Annotated in this window: 17 protein-coding genes; 8 read left to right on the forward strand and 9 right to left on the reverse strand. The window is 59.5% G+C overall.

Annotation, left to right across the window (positions count from 1 at the left end; genetic code table 11):
* Nucleotides 1-328: 328 nt before the first annotated feature.
* Nucleotides 329-550 carry a YgdI/YgdR family lipoprotein gene (locus QNH97_RS08515; RefSeq protein ID WP_283556428.1) on the reverse strand — a complete coding sequence of 74 codons (222 nt, stop codon included), beginning with the start codon at nucleotides 548-550 and terminating at the stop codon, nucleotides 329-331.
* A 75-nt stretch (nucleotides 551-625) separates the two neighbouring features.
* Complete coding sequence (mobA, locus tag QNH97_RS08520) at nucleotides 626-1,228, reverse strand: molybdenum cofactor guanylyltransferase MobA (RefSeq protein WP_283556429.1); 603 nt, start codon at nucleotides 1,226-1,228, stop codon at nucleotides 626-628.
* A 78-nt stretch (nucleotides 1,229-1,306) separates the two neighbouring features.
* On the opposite strand from mobA, the gene moaB reads away from it, so the two are divergent.
* Nucleotides 1,307-1,846 carry a molybdenum cofactor biosynthesis protein B gene (moaB, locus tag QNH97_RS08525; protein ID WP_025212649.1) on the forward strand — a complete coding sequence of 180 codons (540 nt, stop codon included), beginning with the start codon at nucleotides 1,307-1,309 and terminating at the stop codon, nucleotides 1,844-1,846.
* 22 nt (nucleotides 1,847-1,868) lie between these two features.
* Nucleotides 1,869-3,056 carry a molybdopterin molybdotransferase MoeA gene (locus QNH97_RS08530; protein ID WP_283557446.1) on the forward strand — a complete coding sequence of 396 codons (1,188 nt, stop codon included), beginning with the start codon at nucleotides 1,869-1,871 and terminating at the stop codon, nucleotides 3,054-3,056.
* 61 nt (nucleotides 3,057-3,117) lie between these two features.
* Here the strand turns inward: QNH97_RS08530 and QNH97_RS08535 are convergent, their stop codons facing one another.
* On the reverse strand, nucleotides 3,118-3,426 hold the full coding sequence (locus tag QNH97_RS08535) for a hypothetical protein (RefSeq protein ID WP_283556430.1): 309 nt from the start codon (nucleotides 3,424-3,426) through the stop codon (nucleotides 3,118-3,120).
* Nucleotides 3,427-3,772: 346 nt separating this feature from the next.
* On the opposite strand from QNH97_RS08535, the gene yegS reads away from it, so the two are divergent.
* Nucleotides 3,773-4,690, forward strand: coding sequence for a lipid kinase YegS (yegS, locus tag QNH97_RS08540; protein WP_283556431.1), 918 nt, complete (start codon nucleotides 3,773-3,775; stop codon nucleotides 4,688-4,690).
* Here yegS and QNH97_RS08545 read toward each other — a convergent pair.
* From QNH97_RS08545 to QNH97_RS08555, 3 genes are all read right to left on the reverse strand, one after another.
* The gene (locus tag QNH97_RS08545; protein WP_283556432.1) at nucleotides 4,674-5,333 is read right to left on the reverse strand and encodes a response regulator; all 660 of its coding nucleotides are present in this window, start codon (nucleotides 5,331-5,333) and stop codon (nucleotides 4,674-4,676) included. The two genes, yegS and QNH97_RS08545, sit on opposite strands and share 17 nt — an antisense overlap.
* On the reverse strand, nucleotides 5,330-6,223 hold the full coding sequence (locus tag QNH97_RS08550; protein WP_283556433.1) for a sensor histidine kinase: 894 nt from the start codon (nucleotides 6,221-6,223) through the stop codon (nucleotides 5,330-5,332). The genes QNH97_RS08545 and QNH97_RS08550 overlap by 4 nt, the downstream gene beginning before the upstream one ends.
* A gap of 212 nt (nucleotides 6,224-6,435) precedes the next feature.
* A complete protein-coding gene (locus QNH97_RS08555; RefSeq protein WP_283556434.1) occupies nucleotides 6,436-6,906 on the reverse strand; it encodes a hypothetical protein in 471 nt (156 codons plus the stop codon).
* Nucleotides 6,907-7,384: 478 nt separating this feature from the next.
* Between QNH97_RS08555 and QNH97_RS08560 the strand changes: the two genes are divergently transcribed.
* A complete protein-coding gene (locus QNH97_RS08560) occupies nucleotides 7,385-8,308 on the forward strand; it encodes a chemotaxis protein CheV (RefSeq protein WP_283556435.1) in 924 nt (307 codons plus the stop codon).
* Nucleotides 8,309-8,379: 71 nt separating this feature from the next.
* Nucleotides 8,380-9,189 (forward strand): MOSC domain-containing protein, encoded by an 810-nt coding sequence (locus QNH97_RS08565; RefSeq protein ID WP_283556436.1) that lies wholly within the window; start codon nucleotides 8,380-8,382, stop codon nucleotides 9,187-9,189.
* A 67-nt stretch (nucleotides 9,190-9,256) separates the two neighbouring features.
* Here QNH97_RS08565 and ppnP read toward each other — a convergent pair whose 3' ends face one another.
* Both ppnP and QNH97_RS08575 read right to left on the reverse strand, forming a co-directional pair.
* Nucleotides 9,257-9,541, reverse strand: coding sequence for a pyrimidine/purine nucleoside phosphorylase (gene ppnP / locus QNH97_RS08570; protein WP_283556437.1), 285 nt, complete (start codon nucleotides 9,539-9,541; stop codon nucleotides 9,257-9,259).
* 92 nt (nucleotides 9,542-9,633) lie between these two features.
* Nucleotides 9,634-10,176, reverse strand: coding sequence for a 3'-5' exonuclease (locus QNH97_RS08575; protein WP_283556438.1), 543 nt, complete (start codon nucleotides 10,174-10,176; stop codon nucleotides 9,634-9,636).
* A 241-nt stretch (nucleotides 10,177-10,417) separates the two neighbouring features.
* Between QNH97_RS08575 and QNH97_RS08580 the strand changes: the two genes are divergently transcribed.
* The 3 genes from QNH97_RS08580 (at nucleotide 10,418) to QNH97_RS08590 (ending at nucleotide 13,019) form a co-directional block, all read left to right on the forward strand.
* Nucleotides 10,418-11,044, forward strand: a complete 627-nt coding sequence (locus QNH97_RS08580) for a TetR/AcrR family transcriptional regulator (protein WP_283556439.1) — start codon at nucleotides 10,418-10,420, stop codon at nucleotides 11,042-11,044.
* Between the two features lie 115 nt (nucleotides 11,045-11,159).
* The gene (locus QNH97_RS08585) at nucleotides 11,160-11,936 is read left to right on the forward strand and encodes a substrate-binding periplasmic protein (protein ID WP_283556440.1); all 777 of its coding nucleotides are present in this window, start codon (nucleotides 11,160-11,162) and stop codon (nucleotides 11,934-11,936) included.
* 69 nt (nucleotides 11,937-12,005) lie between these two features.
* Nucleotides 12,006-13,019 carry a GNAT family N-acetyltransferase gene (locus tag QNH97_RS08590; RefSeq protein ID WP_283556441.1) on the forward strand — a complete coding sequence of 338 codons (1,014 nt, stop codon included), beginning with the start codon at nucleotides 12,006-12,008 and terminating at the stop codon, nucleotides 13,017-13,019.
* Between the two features lie 206 nt (nucleotides 13,020-13,225).
* Here the strand turns inward: QNH97_RS08590 and QNH97_RS08595 are convergent, their stop codons facing one another.
* A complete protein-coding gene (locus tag QNH97_RS08595) occupies nucleotides 13,226-13,774 on the reverse strand; it encodes an RNA polymerase factor sigma-70 (protein WP_025212663.1) in 549 nt (182 codons plus the stop codon).
* Between the last annotated feature and the right edge of the window lie 270 nt (nucleotides 13,775-14,044).

Here is a 14,044-nt window from a genome sequence, read left to right on the forward strand (position 1 = left end):
TGGATGCCGAGGTAGCCGCGCTGGACCATGGATGGTCCTTCGCGGCGGGCCCACGGAGCAATGCCTACGTTCGGGCATGCCGAGCCTAGGCGAGGCACCGAGTGGTGGGGCAAAAGCGTTTTGCTTACTTTTGCGCTTCTCAAAAGTGAGCCGCTGTAAAAGCGGAACCGCCAGTCGCCGTTACCGAAAAAACGGATATACACACGAACTAAGAAACCCCACCCATAAGATACACATCCATCACCCCCCAAAACGAAGCCCAAAAAAAACGGCGCCTTCCCTCTCGGAAAAAGCGCCGTCTTTCTGTATCTGGCTATGGTGATGAAGATTACAGGTCCTTAACGGTCCGAACCTGATCCTTGTTCACGCGAGTCTGCTTGCCGTCCAGTTGCTCGAATTCGTAGAAGCCGCTGTCTTCGTCGTATTGAGGCGTGTCGACGGCCTGGATTTCGCGACCGTCATTCAAGGTGATCACTGTTGGCGATGCGCAACCGGCGAGAGTGGCGAGGCCCAGTGCGAGCATGAAAGTGGCGAGGGTCCGTTGAGTCATGGTGTTTCTCCGAAATGGATTCTTCAAGTTACTAACCTTCAGACGTATACATCGCATGCAAGTTCCTGGCTAGTGTCAATCTGACACGCCTTTGTGTTGGGTCAGAAGTTCCGGTGTGTTCAGATTGGCCAGCCGAGGGTCGTTGGCTGGGCATTGCAAGGCAACGGCGTGGAGGTTGCGCATGATGCGACCGGGGCTGCGTTCGCCTGCGTTCCAGGCCTGTTCGAAGGCCGCGGCCAGTGCCCGCGGAATGACGCACAGCAGCGGTTCCCAATGCTCACCGTGACGCACCATGAGCGGCATGCCAGGATGATGGCTGGCTGTTTCGCGCATGCTGTCGAGCAGGTGTGAGTCGATTTGCGGAACGTCGCAAGGCAGCACCAGCAGATACGGATGCCTTGCCACCTTGAGGCCCGCGCGGATACCCGCCAACGGACCGGGAAAGTCGCCTTCTTCGTCATGCACTAGTTGATCGGCGTACAGCTCATAACGTTCCGGGTTGCGGTTGCAAGAGATAATCAGGTCATCGCTCAACGCCCGGGTCTGGCGATGCAGATGGGCAATCAGCGGCTCGCCTTGCCACTCCAACAGACCCTTGTCTTGCCCGCCCATGCGTTGTCCGCGCCCGCCCGCCAGGAGCAGAATGGAGCATGATGGCAGCGGCGTGTTTGTGGTCATGGCGTATCTCCGCACAGGCGAAAAAATGAAGCGCTGTGATATAACACCGGGCTGTTTTCTCTACAACTGGACGAGCCTATGAAAGCCAAGGCTGATGTACCTTTCGTACCGCTCAATATCGCGGTGCTGACAGTCAGTGATACCCGTACCCTGGAAACCGACACGTCCGGGCAGGTTTTTGTCGACCGGCTCACGGCGGCCGGCCACAACCTGGCGGAGCGGGTCCTGCTCAAAGATGATTTGTACAAGATTCGGGCGCAAGTCGCGACCTGGATTGCCGAGGACGTGGTGCAAGTGGTGTTGATCACGGGCGGCACCGGTTTTACCGGTCGCGACAGCACCCCGGAAGCCGTTGCATGCCTGCTGGACAAGCAGGTCGATGGTTTTGGCGAGTTGTTCCGGCAGATTTCCGTGGCGGATATCGGCACTTCCACGGTTCAGTCCCGGGCGCTGGCGGGCTTGGCCAATGGCACGCTGGTGTGCTGCCTGCCGGGCTCCACCAATGCGGTGCGCACCGGGTGGGACGGAATCCTCGCCGAGCAACTGGATGCACGGCATCGCCCGTGTAACTTCGTACCCCATTTGAAACAGGCAGCGGCTTGTGAATCCCGTGGGTAAACCGGGCAAGGCCGGGGCCTTGATGGCCGTCGAAGTCGCGTTGGAGCGACTGCTCGAGATGGCGGCGGCCACGCCGATTGTCCAGCGCGAGCGTGTGCCTTTGGCCGCAGCACAAGGGCGGGTACTCGCCGAGGATCTGGTGTCGACCCTTGATTTGCCACCATGGCCCAACAGCGCCATGGACGGCTATGCCTTGCGGCTGGCTGACTGGAATGCAGAGCCGCTGGTGGTCAGCCAGCGTATTTTCGCCGGGCAGGCCCCGGAGCCGCTGGCGGTTGGCACTTGTGCACGGATCTTCACAGGGGCGCCAGTCCCTGCCGGCGCCGATTGCGTCGAGATGCAGGAAAACGTCGTCATCGAAAGTGACGAGCGGGTGCGGTTTACCGAGCCCATGGTCAGTGGGCAGAACATTCGCCCTCAAGGGCAGGAAACAACCGTCGGGGAGCAAGTCCTATCTGCGGGTACTCGCTTGGGGCCGATCGAGCTGGGGCTGGCGGCATCCTTGGGCTGTGCGTCGCTGGAAGTGGTGCGCAGGGTGCGCGTCGCCGTCCTGTCCACCGGTGACGAACTGGTCGAGCCCGGTCTGATGCTGGGCCCGGGTCAGATCTACAACAGTAACCGCGTGCTGCTCTGTGGCTGGTTGCAGCGCCTGGGTTGTGAAATCGTTGATGCGGGTATCCTGCCCGACGACTTGCCAGCCACTCGTAAACGCCTCGCGCAGTTGTCGGATGTCGACCTGATCCTGTCCACTGGCGGCGTATCGGTAGGGGAGGCGGATTTTTTGGGTATCGCTTTGCGCGAGGAGGGGGAGTTGACGCTTTGGAAACTCGCCATCAAGCCTGGGAAACCGCTGACGTTCGGGCATTTTCGGGGCGTGCCGGTGATAGGCCTGCCTGGAAACCCCGCCTCGACACTGGTGACGTTCGCACTGCTGGCACGGCCTTACCTGCTGCGACGCCAAGGTGTCCAGTCGGTAGCACCGCTCAAGTTCACGGTGCCGGCCGGGTTTGCCTGGCCGAAGGCAGGCGGTCGCCGCGAATACCTGCGAGGCCGCATGGAAAACGGTCGGGCGATCATCTACCGAAATCAAAGCTCCGGTGTCCTGCGCAGCGCAGCCTGGGCTGACGGTCTGGTCGAGGTGCTCGAAGGGCAGACGCTGGTCGACGGTGACCCAGTTGGCTTTATCCCCTTGAGCGAAGTCCTGGACTAGTGCTGCTGCAGTAACGGACTGCGGCCCGAGTCGAATACTCGGGCCCTCATGCCCGTTGCCTTTATCGCGAGAGCAGCAGCACCAACTGATCAAAACGACTGTTCGCAACCCATCCCAGCAGACCGATGACCACCGCTGCCGCGCCGGCCGAATAGGCCAGCCTGTGGCGGATCACCTTTACGTCGGTGCGGATTTCATCCATGTCTTTGCGGATGTATTTGAGGTGGGTTTCCAGTTCAACGACGCGCGGTTCCAAATCAATTCCTCCAGCGGGATTACTGCAACTTTTGCATTCGTTTCGAGTATCGGCCCGCCCAGTCCCAAAGGACGCGAGCTGCGGGGCCGAGATCTTGTATTCATGGCTACGCATGGGACGCTTCATCCCTTTGGCCATAACTGTTCGAACCTCTGATCCGGCCCCAGCGGGCCGTGATGTATCCATCCATGAGTTAGCACATCCTTGTGTAAATGAGCGTTTTAAGGGTCCCGCACAACAGAATGCCAAGGTGTCTCAATATGGCTAGAGGGTCAATTGACCTGATTCGCCAAGTCTTGTAAGAAAATTCTTCGAATGGAGAAGTATTGATCGGGTGGGCTGCTCCGTCGTTTTTTCCTGGGCGTCGGATATCGTGTTTTTTATTAAATTGAGGCGAGCTGGGCTTTTTCGGGCAAATAAGCGGTCCCATTCCCAGAACCTTCCAGTGACGGAGACAACGATGAGCAAAGGCAAGGCGCTGATGATTTTGCATGGCAAGCAAGCGCTCAACGACGAGGTTCGTACCGCAGTGATGCTCAAGCGCAAGCAGGGCTGGGACCTGGCAGTACGGTTGACCTGGGAGGCCGGTGATGCCCGGCGATGCGTCGAAGAAGCGCTGGCCGCCGGTTACACGCGCCTGATTGCCGGTGGCGGTGACGGAACCTTGCGTGATATCGCCGAGGCAATTGTCCTCAAGTCGAGCGATGCCAGCCTGGTGTTGCTGCCGCTGGGCACTGCCAATGATTTTGCCCGGGCGGCGGGTGTCCCGCTGGAACCGGCCCAAGCACTGGACTTGCTGGATGTCGCGCCCCAGGCCGTTGATGTGGGCGAAGTCGGCGGCCAGATTTTCCTGAACATGGCGACAGGCGGTTTTGGCAGCCAGGTGACCGCGAACACCTCCGAAGACCTGAAGAAAGTCCTGGGAGGTGCCGCGTACCTGTTCACGGGCTTATCGCGCTTCAGTGAGCTGAGTGCGGCCTATGGCGAGTTGCAGGGCCCCGGCTTCCAATGGCAGGGCGATTTGCTGGCGCTGGGCATCGGTAATGGCCGGCAGGCCGGGGGTGGCCATGTGCTGTGCCCGGAGGCGCTGGCCGATGACGGATTGCTGGATATCAGCATCCTGCCGGCGCCTCAGGAAGTGGTCAGTACGTTGAAAGACTTGCTGGCCGGTGGCCTGGGCATCGACAACATGTTTGTGCGCGCCCGCTTGCCGTGGGTGGAGATCAAGGTCGCCCAGGGCCTGGACATCAACCTCGATGGCGAACCCTTGGAGGTGAACAGCCTGCGCTTCACTGTGCGTGCAAAGGCGCTGCACCTGCACTTGCCATCCGATTCGCCTCTGCTTGGCGCGTCGGCGAGGCTCAATCGTCCAGGCTGATGATCTGTTCGCGCACCGCGAACAACACCAGCCCGGCCACGTCATGAATGTGTAGCCGTTTCATGATTTGTGCCCGGTGGGTTTCCACGGTCTTGATGCTCAGGCTCAGGCCGTTGGCAATTTCCCGGGTGGACTTGCCGCGCACGATCAGCCGCAGTATTTCCAATTGGCGCGCGGTCAGGTTGTGGGTCTGGGCGGGGTCGGGCTGATGTTTCTGGACACGGGTCAGCGCCTGGTTGATCACGGTGTGGGCGATGGCGGGGCTCAGGTAGCGTTCGTCGTTGCGCAACGCCTCCAGGGCATGCTCCAGCTCGGTGGGGGTCGTGTCCTTGAGCAGATAGCCATGGGCGCCGGACTCCAGGGCCTGCATGATCAGCGCCGGATCGGTGTGCATCGACAGGATCAGCACCTTGCTGTGAGGGCGCACCTGCTTGAGCTGTCGCAAGGCGTCCAGGCCGCTGGTGTTTTTCATGGAGATGTCCAGCAGCACGATATCCGGAACCAGCCGTTCTACCAGCTCCAGCAATTGCGAGCCGTCATTGGCTTCGCCGATGACCGCATAGCCGGGAAGGTCCATGACCAGGGCGCGCACGCCGGCCCTGATCAGCGAATGGTCGTCTACCAGGAGCAAATTACAAATCAATGGAGAACCTTATTCTTACTGGCTCGTTCCAGGGCTCGGGGCGCCCAGGGAAAGCGTGCTTCGATGTGTGTGCCTTTGCCGGCCGCGCTGATGACCTTGAGGGTGCCGCCCAATTGCTCGGCCCGCTCCGACATTCCGGCCATGCCGCGTTGGCCCTCGCGGGCGGGGTGGGCGGCGGGGACAAATCCCTGGCCATCGTCGCTGACCAGCAGCGTCAGTCCTTCGGGTAAGCGTTGCAGGCGCACCAGCAGATTCTTCGCTTGGGCATGGCGCAAGATGTTGGTGACCGCCTCCTGGGTGATTCGGAAGGCGGCGACCGTCATTTCCTCCGGAATACCTGTCATGCGCTGCTGGCAATCGAGGCTCCATTTCACCGGGGTGTTGGCCAGGGTCTTGAGCAAGTGCGCACGCAGGCAGGCTTCAAGTCCCAGGCTGGTCAGCTGCCGGGGGTTGAGGATCGCTGACACATCGCGGACCTTGTTCAGGGTTTCGTCCAGGGTTTCGCAGAGGATCGCGCATTGGCCCTGCAGTTCTTCCGGCATCCGGCGCTTGAGCCATTCGCTTTGCAATTTCGCCGCAGTCAGCAGCTGACCGATGTCGTCGTGCAATTCGCGGCTGAGTCGATGGCGCTCGTTTTCCTGGACCTCAAGTAACCGGTCGGCCAGTTCCTGGGGTTGGAACTTGATGGATTTGCGCGACAGCCGGTGGTGGATCCAGACACAGGTCATGGCCGCGACATTCAGTGCCAGCAGGCTCAATGGCACCGTATGGGCGAACAGATAAGTCAGCAGGCAGCCGAGGGCCGAGCAGATACACAATAATAATGTGAAGCGGCGGGCGTTTTCTCGGGAGGGAGGCCAGGTGATGAATGACTTGATGCTGGCATACATAGCGGATGGAGCCAATGAATGTTCGCTGCGGGCAAGCCGGTCAGCGCATCTGACAGGCCGGGACGGGTAAACGTTTCAGGTCGAAGTCATCTTCAGTTGACGGTTTTTGCGCCGTTGTCTGAAACGACTGACGCGAGAGATAGTACCACTTCAATAATCGTTGGTCGCGCTTGGCATGGAGGCGAAAAAACTGTCATGGGCCAGGTACAGCATCAGGCTTGTTCCTGCGGGTAGGGTACCAACCCCATCGGGCGCGGCGCTGGCAATGTCTCGCAGGGGTCCTGGCCTACCTGGACCGCAAATGCTTCGATCAGCGAGGTCTGTTCGCTGCTGTCCAGGCCGAGTTGGCCAGTGCTGTGATCGACCAGCTCCAGTTGCCAGGCCATCAGGGTGAAACAATCCTTGAGCGCGCCCAAGGCCTGATCATGCAGTTCCACGTGGTTTTGCGCATGGCTGAGCAAGCCATGGATATGCAAGGAGAACTCCGAAACGGCTTCCAGCGCCAGGGCATCGGCTTTGTTGGCGAGCTTCAGCAAAGTGCTGAGCATGCAATCGATGGCGTCCTTGTCGTTGCTGATCAGTTGCAAATGGCTCAGGCATTCCTCCGACTTGGCCAGAAGCGTCTCGGCTTCGGTCAAAAACTCAGGAAGGCGCTGACTCCAGTTCTTACGATCGTTCGGCATGCTTGTCTCCAACATCATGTCAGGCGAAAGAAAATCGCGTGTGGCGAACGGCTGGACTTCACCGCCAACAACGAACGAAGACGAGTCGGCATATCGTTGCCGTTCGGCAATGACCAAATCGCAACCCATTGCATTGGCGGGATCGGCCGAAAGGCTGGAAATCCGAAGTCCTGCGGTCGCGCACAAAGGCCTGACTCCATTCAGCAATGAGAATGGCGTCACATTAATGGCTATTGGAAAGCGGGAATATCAGGTTGGACCTGATTGTTGCTAGGGGAATCCCTTACGCAAGGGAACCTTATGCGCAAACAGATGTCGCGCAGCGGGGGAAAAGGGCGGATTAAACCGTGAAGCCAGTAAAGCATGATGTTAATGTGACATCAACACCCTTCGTCGTATTTCATCTGGGGGTCAAGATTCGGCACATGCAGCCGATAGCCCTTTATAAGATTCATCCGAACAAGCCCAGGAGTCATCGATGGCCGGCATTCTCGATACAGTAGATCAGCGAACCCAACTGGTGGGTGAGAATCGCCTGGAAATTCTCATGTTTCGCCTGGCGGGGCGACAGTTGTTCGCCATTAACGTATTCAAGGTCCAGGAAGTGCTGCAACTGCCGAAGCTGACGTTGATGCCGCAGCGCCATCCATTCGTGTGCGGCGTGGTCAATTTGCGCGGCCAGACGCTTCCGGTGATCGATCTGTCCCAGGCCATCGGCATGCGTCCGTTGGTGCCGGGGGCCAATAGCACCATCATCGTCACCGAATACAACCGTTCGGTTCAGGCATTTTTGGTGGGCGGCGTAGACCGCATCGTCAACATGAACTGGGAAGCCATCCTGCCGCCCCCGACCAGTGCCGGCCGTGAACATTACCTGACCGCCATCAGCAAGGTGGACGATCAGTTGGTGGAAATCATTGACGTGGAAAAAGTCCTGGCCGAGATCGTGCCATACAACGCCAAGGTCTCCCGGGAAAAACTCGAAGACCCGGTGCTGGAGCGCGCCCGCGGACGTGAAGTGCTATTGGTGGATGACTCCAACGTCGCGCTTTCCCAACTGCGCGACACCCTGGGTCAATTGGGGGTGAAGATGCACATCGCCAGTGACGGTCTGAAAGCCTTGAACATGCTCAAGGCCTGGGCCGATACCGGGGAGGTGATGACCGACAAGTTGCTGATGATCTTCACCGACGCGGAAATGCCCGAAATGGACGGCTATCGCCTGACGACCGAGATCCGCAACGACCCGCGTCTGCGTGGGCTCTACGTGGTCCTGCACACCTCGCTGTCCGGCAGCTTCAACGATTCGATGGTCAAGAAGGTCGGCTGCGACAATTTCCTCTCCAAATTCCAGCCGGACAAGCTGGTCGATGTGGTGCGCCAGCGTTTGATGCTCGACTGAATCCGGTGGTGGTTTGCTTCGATGGTTGGCTCGTATAAGGTGGCATTTTTTCGCCTCCAGGGAAGTTGACCATGTTGCGGCTGAGTGCGCTGTATCGGTATCCGTTGAAGTCCGGCAAGGGCCAGCTCCTGCAAGGGATTGGCCTGGATAAGCTCGGGTTGGATGGTGACCGGCGCTGGATGCTGGTGGACGAGGGTACCGGTCGTTTCCTGACCCAACGCGCCGTGGCGAAGATGAGCCAGCTCTCGGCCTTGTGGAATGAGGCGGGCGGCTTGACGCTCAGCGCGCCAGGCTACGGCACCGTCGACGTGTCGCTGCCGGTTGTTCTTGAAGAGCAGCGACGCGGGGTTATCATCTGGCGCGACACTTTGCGTGTGCCGGATGCCGGTGACGAGGCGGCGGCCTGGGTCAGCGAATTCATCGGCCATCCTACCCGGCTGGTGCATGTGCCGGTGGAACTGGCACGTACCACCGCGGCGGGTTATGGCAAGGATGATGACAAGGTCGCCTTTGCCGATGGCTTCCCGTTGCTGTTGATCGGCCAGGCTTCACTGCTGGACCTGTCGAATCGAGTCGGTCGCCCGCTGGAGATGCTGCGCTTTCGGCCCAATCTGGTGGTCGAGGGCAGTGAGGCGTTTGCCGAGGACGGCTGGAAGCGGATCCGTATTGGCGAGGTAGAGTTTCGAGTGGTCAAGCCGTGCTCGCGCTGCATCATGACCACGGTCGATCCTCAAACCGGCGAGCGCGATCCGAGCCGCGAACCTTTCGCGACGCTGCAGCAGTATCGTTCGACACCGGACGGTGCGATGTTCGGCCAGAACCTGGTCAACGACGGTAACGGTCGGCTTGAAGTCGGCATGCCGGTCGAAGTGCTCGAATAAAACAGCCTATTCGAAATGAAAAATGCCCGTGTCGTTGGACGCGGGCATTTTTATTTACGGAGCAGGCTCAGCCGCGATATTCGCACAGGTAAGCTGTGTCTACGGCCACCTTGAGCTGGAATTTGCTGTTGGCCGGTACATTGAACTGGCTGCCGGCCGCGAAGGTTTCCCAATCGTTGCCGTCAGGCAGTTTCACGGTCAGGGCGCCGGAGACGACGTGCATGATCTCTCGCTGGGCTGTGCCGAATTCGTATTCGCCCGGTGCCATGACGCCGATGGTCGCAGGGCCTTCGGCAGTGCCAAAAGCGATCGACTTGACGGTGCCGTCGAAGTACTCGTTGACTTTAAACATGGGCGATTCCTCGAAAAGGGCTGAAAAAGGCCGGCCAGTATGCACAAGGCTTCAACACACGTCATCTGCCGCGCCGGGTTGTGTCCCGCGGCTCAACCTGGAAGCACCAGGGGCAGTAACCGCGCCGTATTGCGCGCATCTTCCAGGGCACGGTGCTGTTGACCGCAGAATTGCAGGCCCGCCAGTTGCAGCGCGCCATTGAGCCCCAGCGGTCGTTCCAGGCGCCGGACCTTGGCGAAGCGCTGTTTGAGATTCATATGCGGTATATGGCCCAGGACACTGTGCAACTGCTGGTGCTGCCACTCCTGAAGCAGTTGCTGGCGGTCGTAATCACCCCAACTGACCCAGCTTTCCAGGTTCGAGCTATAGGGTGCCAGCCAGCGTTCGAACGCCGGCCAGACCTCGGTCAACGGTGCGGCGCTGTCGATGTTGGCCTGGGTGATGTGGGTCAGTTCGCGACAGAAAGGCGTGAGCAGCGGTCGTCTCAGGGGCCGCACGAAACGCTGGAAGTGATCCACCTCACGGCCGTCACGGTTCACCAAAGTGGCGCCGATTTCGATAATTTCCATTTCGGTTACCGGCCAACCCCCTTCATCGGTGGTGGCCTCCAGATCAATCACCAGCCAGTGAGGCATTGCAGGGTTCCCGGTATCGGCGTACTGATGGGTCTGAGCGTAGTCAAACCCAGCGCATCCGCCTAGTGCCTGTTTCGACCTGCAACAAAACCTGGTGGTCAAGCGCCGAGCCGCGCCAATGTCGTCCGTTCTTCGTCCCAAGCGCTTGCTAGGTTGCCCCGGCCAGCTTAAATTGCCCGCGCCACCTCGGCGGTTTGCTGCCGTGGCCGCACGTTGATCGATCGACTGTAGGAGAGAACGGGTGGACGAGCAAAAAGCCCTGAGCGTGATGCGTGAGCTGGTCGACCACGGGCAATTGACCGATCCGGACAGCGCTCGCGGCAAACTGCTCCAGACCGCCGCTCACCTGTTTCGCAACAAAGGCTTCGAACGTACCACGGTGCGTGACCTGGCGAGCGCCGTGGGTATTCAGTCGGGCAGTCTCTTTCACCACTTCAAAAGCAAGGACGACATCCTGCGCACGGTGATGGAGGAAACCATTCGCTACAACACCGCATTGATGCGTGCAGCCCTGGCCGAGGCGGGCAGCGTGCGTGAACGCGTGCTGGCATTGATCCGCTGCGAATTGCAGTCGATCATGGGCGGCAGCGGTGAGGCGATGGCGGTGCTGGTCTATGAATGGCGCTCGTTATCCGAGGAAGGACAAAGGCAAGTGCTGGCCTTGCGTGATATTTATGAGGACTTGTGGCTCGAGGTCTTGGGCCAGGCCAAGGAAGCCGGGTATATTCGCGGTGACGTGTTCATTACTCGGCGTTTCCTCACCGGCGCGTTGTCCTGGACCACGACCTGGTTTCGCGCCGAAGGCAGCCTGAGCCTCGATGAGCTGGCCGAGCAGGCCCTGATCCTGGTGCTTGAAGAAAAACAATAATCAAGCGGTGCTTTCCAAGGGCCGTGCGCTGGCTAAGCGGCTGAAACCACCTAGCTTGATAGTAGTGATGGGTACTTTTGGGGAGTGGGTTATCTTGACGTTTTCATCGATAGGGATGACCTCGCGTGTTGTGCTGGCCGTACTGGCCATTTTCTTGACGTTGTCGGCTGAAGCGGCGCAACTGGTCCGGATCGGCGCAGCCCATTTTCCGCCCTACACCGTTCGCCCCGAGAATGGTGCCGACACCGGCCTGTTGCCGCAAATGATCGAAGCCTTGAATCGATTGCAAACCGACTACCAGTTCGTACTGGTGCCGACTTCGATTCCGCGCCGTTTCAATGATTTCAAGCAAGGCCGGGTCGATATGGCGATTTTCGAGAACCCGGACTGGGGCTGGCAGGACGTGCCGCATACCGCGGTCGACATGGGCCTGGAAGATGCCGAGATCTTTGTAGCCCAGCGCCAGCCGGATCGACAGCAGAGTTATTTCGAGGACTTGAGGGGCAAGCGCCTGGCCCTGTTCAGCGGTTACCACTACGCCTTTGCCGAATTCAACGCCGATCCCAAGTTCTTGACTGGCCAATTCAACGCCACGCTGACGTATTCCCACGACAGCAACCTGCTGATGGTGTTGCGAGGACGAGCGGACGTTGCACTGGTGACCCGTTCGTATCTTAACGATTATGTGTTGCGCAATCCCGACGTCGGCCCGCAGTTGCTGGTGTCTGAACGGATCGATCAGGTTTACCACCATTACGCGCTGATCCGGCCAAAGGCACCGATCTCGGCCGAAGCGTTTGGGCAGCTGCTGCAGAAACTGCGGGATAACGGCCAGTTGCTGGCGATTTTCAGCCCCTACCAAATTGCCCTGGTGCCGACGCATTCTCATTGATGCGCCACTAAATTTCCGTTCCTGGCTCACGTCACACGTTGACTACCGACGAATACGCGAGCTCCTTCCATGTCCAATCTCGACCAGCCGATGACGCTGCCCTTGCCCGGCGGCCGTCGCCTCGGCGCCGATGAAACCGAACGTCACCTGAGCCTGATGCTTGAAGGCGCGCCGCTGATCCGGCTGCGCCTGGAGCGCAGTCCCGAACTGCACGTGCACTTGCAGGAAATCAACGACCGTCCCGTCGGTCCGGCGCTATGGGCCGCCTGTTATTGGCTGTTTGCCCGCGATTGCGCCTGCCAGCGCCTGACCTGGCACCTCAACGAACGCCCCGGCGAAGCCTTGCTCAGCGGCCTGTTGACGGTCACTGAGCGGCCCGGCGAATACGTCTGCGAGCGCACGACGTTCTGGCAGCTGCCGCAGCCATGGTTGGGGGAATCGTTCAGCGGCAGTTATCCGCAGCAGATGATCATCACCGATGGCCAGCGCCATCCGCGTCGGCCGGTGAAGCCGCGAGGGGAAGTGTATCGACGCTTCGATGCACGGCTGGGTGCCTGGGTGTCCTTGCGCACCTTGGAAATCGAGCAGGACCTGACCCGCTTCAACCGCTGGCAGAACAGTCCGCGGGTGGCGAGTTTCTGGCAGGAGGAGGGTAGCCTGGAACAGCATCGCGAGTATTTGGACAAACTGCAGGGCGATCCCCGGGTCTTGACCTTGATCGGTTGCTTCGATGACCAGCCGTTCGCCTATTTCGAAGCCTATTGGGCCAAGGAAGATCGAATCGCGCCATTCTATGACGCCGGGAACTACGATCGCGGCATCCACATGCTGGTGGGCGAAGAGCAACACCGAGGTCCGCACAAGGTGGCGAGCTGGCTGTCGGCGCTGGTGCATTACCTGTTTCTCGACGACCCACGGACCCAGCGTGTGGTGGCCGAACCCCGCGCTGACAACGCCCGGATGATCGGTCATCTGCACAATCAGTGCTTCCATTGTGAAAAGGAATTCGATTTCCCTCACAAGCGTGCGGCGCTGATGATCCTGGGGCGTGAGCGGTTTTTTGATCGGTGTGCGTTGATGTAAGGCCTTATGGCCTCATCGCGAGCAAGCTCGCTCCCACAGTGGATCTTCAGTGGCCACAAAACTGTGGGGAGCAAGCTTGCTCCCACAGTGGATCTTCAGTGGCCACAAAACTGTGGTGAGCAAGCTCGCTCCCACAGTGATCCTCAGTGGCCACAAAACTGTGGGAGCGAGCTTGCTCGCGATGAGGCCGGCAAAACCACCGCAAGTTACCGCCGGGCGAACGTATCCCCACGAACCCCCGACACCTTGCGGCAATGCACCAGGGCGTCGCGGATCATGAAGTTCACCAGCGTCGGCGAGACCCCCAGCTCCTTGGCGATGTCCTTCTGTGGCACGCCGTGCAGGCGGTACATCTCGAAGGCGTAGCGGGTACGGCTGGGTAATTCGGTCAGCGCGTCGGCGATGTGCTCCAGCGTGGAAAAGTTGATGTGGGAGGTTTCTGGCGAAGCACCCTGGATCACCACGTTCAACCCTTCCTCTTCCGGGCCCGAGTACTTTTGTTCCAGCGCCTGCTTGCGGTAGTGGTCGATCGCCAGGTTGCGCACGATCTGGAACAGATAGCTGAGCTGGGCCTTGAACGAAGAGGTGATCTGCGGCGCCGATTGCAGCCGGAAAAAAGCGTCCTGCACCACATCTTCTGCTCGGGACCGGCAACCGGTGATGCGCGCCGCGATTTTGACCAGAATCATTCGGTTATCGACGAATGCCTGAAGTAGCGGTGAGTCGCACCTGCTTGTGGATACTTGTTCCGTCATGGAATTCACCTTGCTGCAAAGAGTTGGGAGGACGACCGAACTGCCGGGCTCGTCCTACGCATCGAGCGACAAATTAGGCTGAATGATAATGATTGTCAATTGAGAAGAAGAATTATTGATGTGCACAAGTCCAGCGTGAGGCATGCGACCCATTGCCGCGGCGCGTTGCCGTTCAAGGGGCTGGCGCAGGCGGTCGCTGACTAATTATTTGTCGGCGTTATCCGTTCCCATGGGTGACCACTTGCAAGTCGAATTTCAGGCAGGAAACCC

Origin of the sequence: Pseudomonas sp. G2-4 (assembly GCF_030064125.1) — a bacterium.
GTDB lineage: Bacteria > Pseudomonadota > Gammaproteobacteria > Pseudomonadales > Pseudomonadaceae > Aquipseudomonas.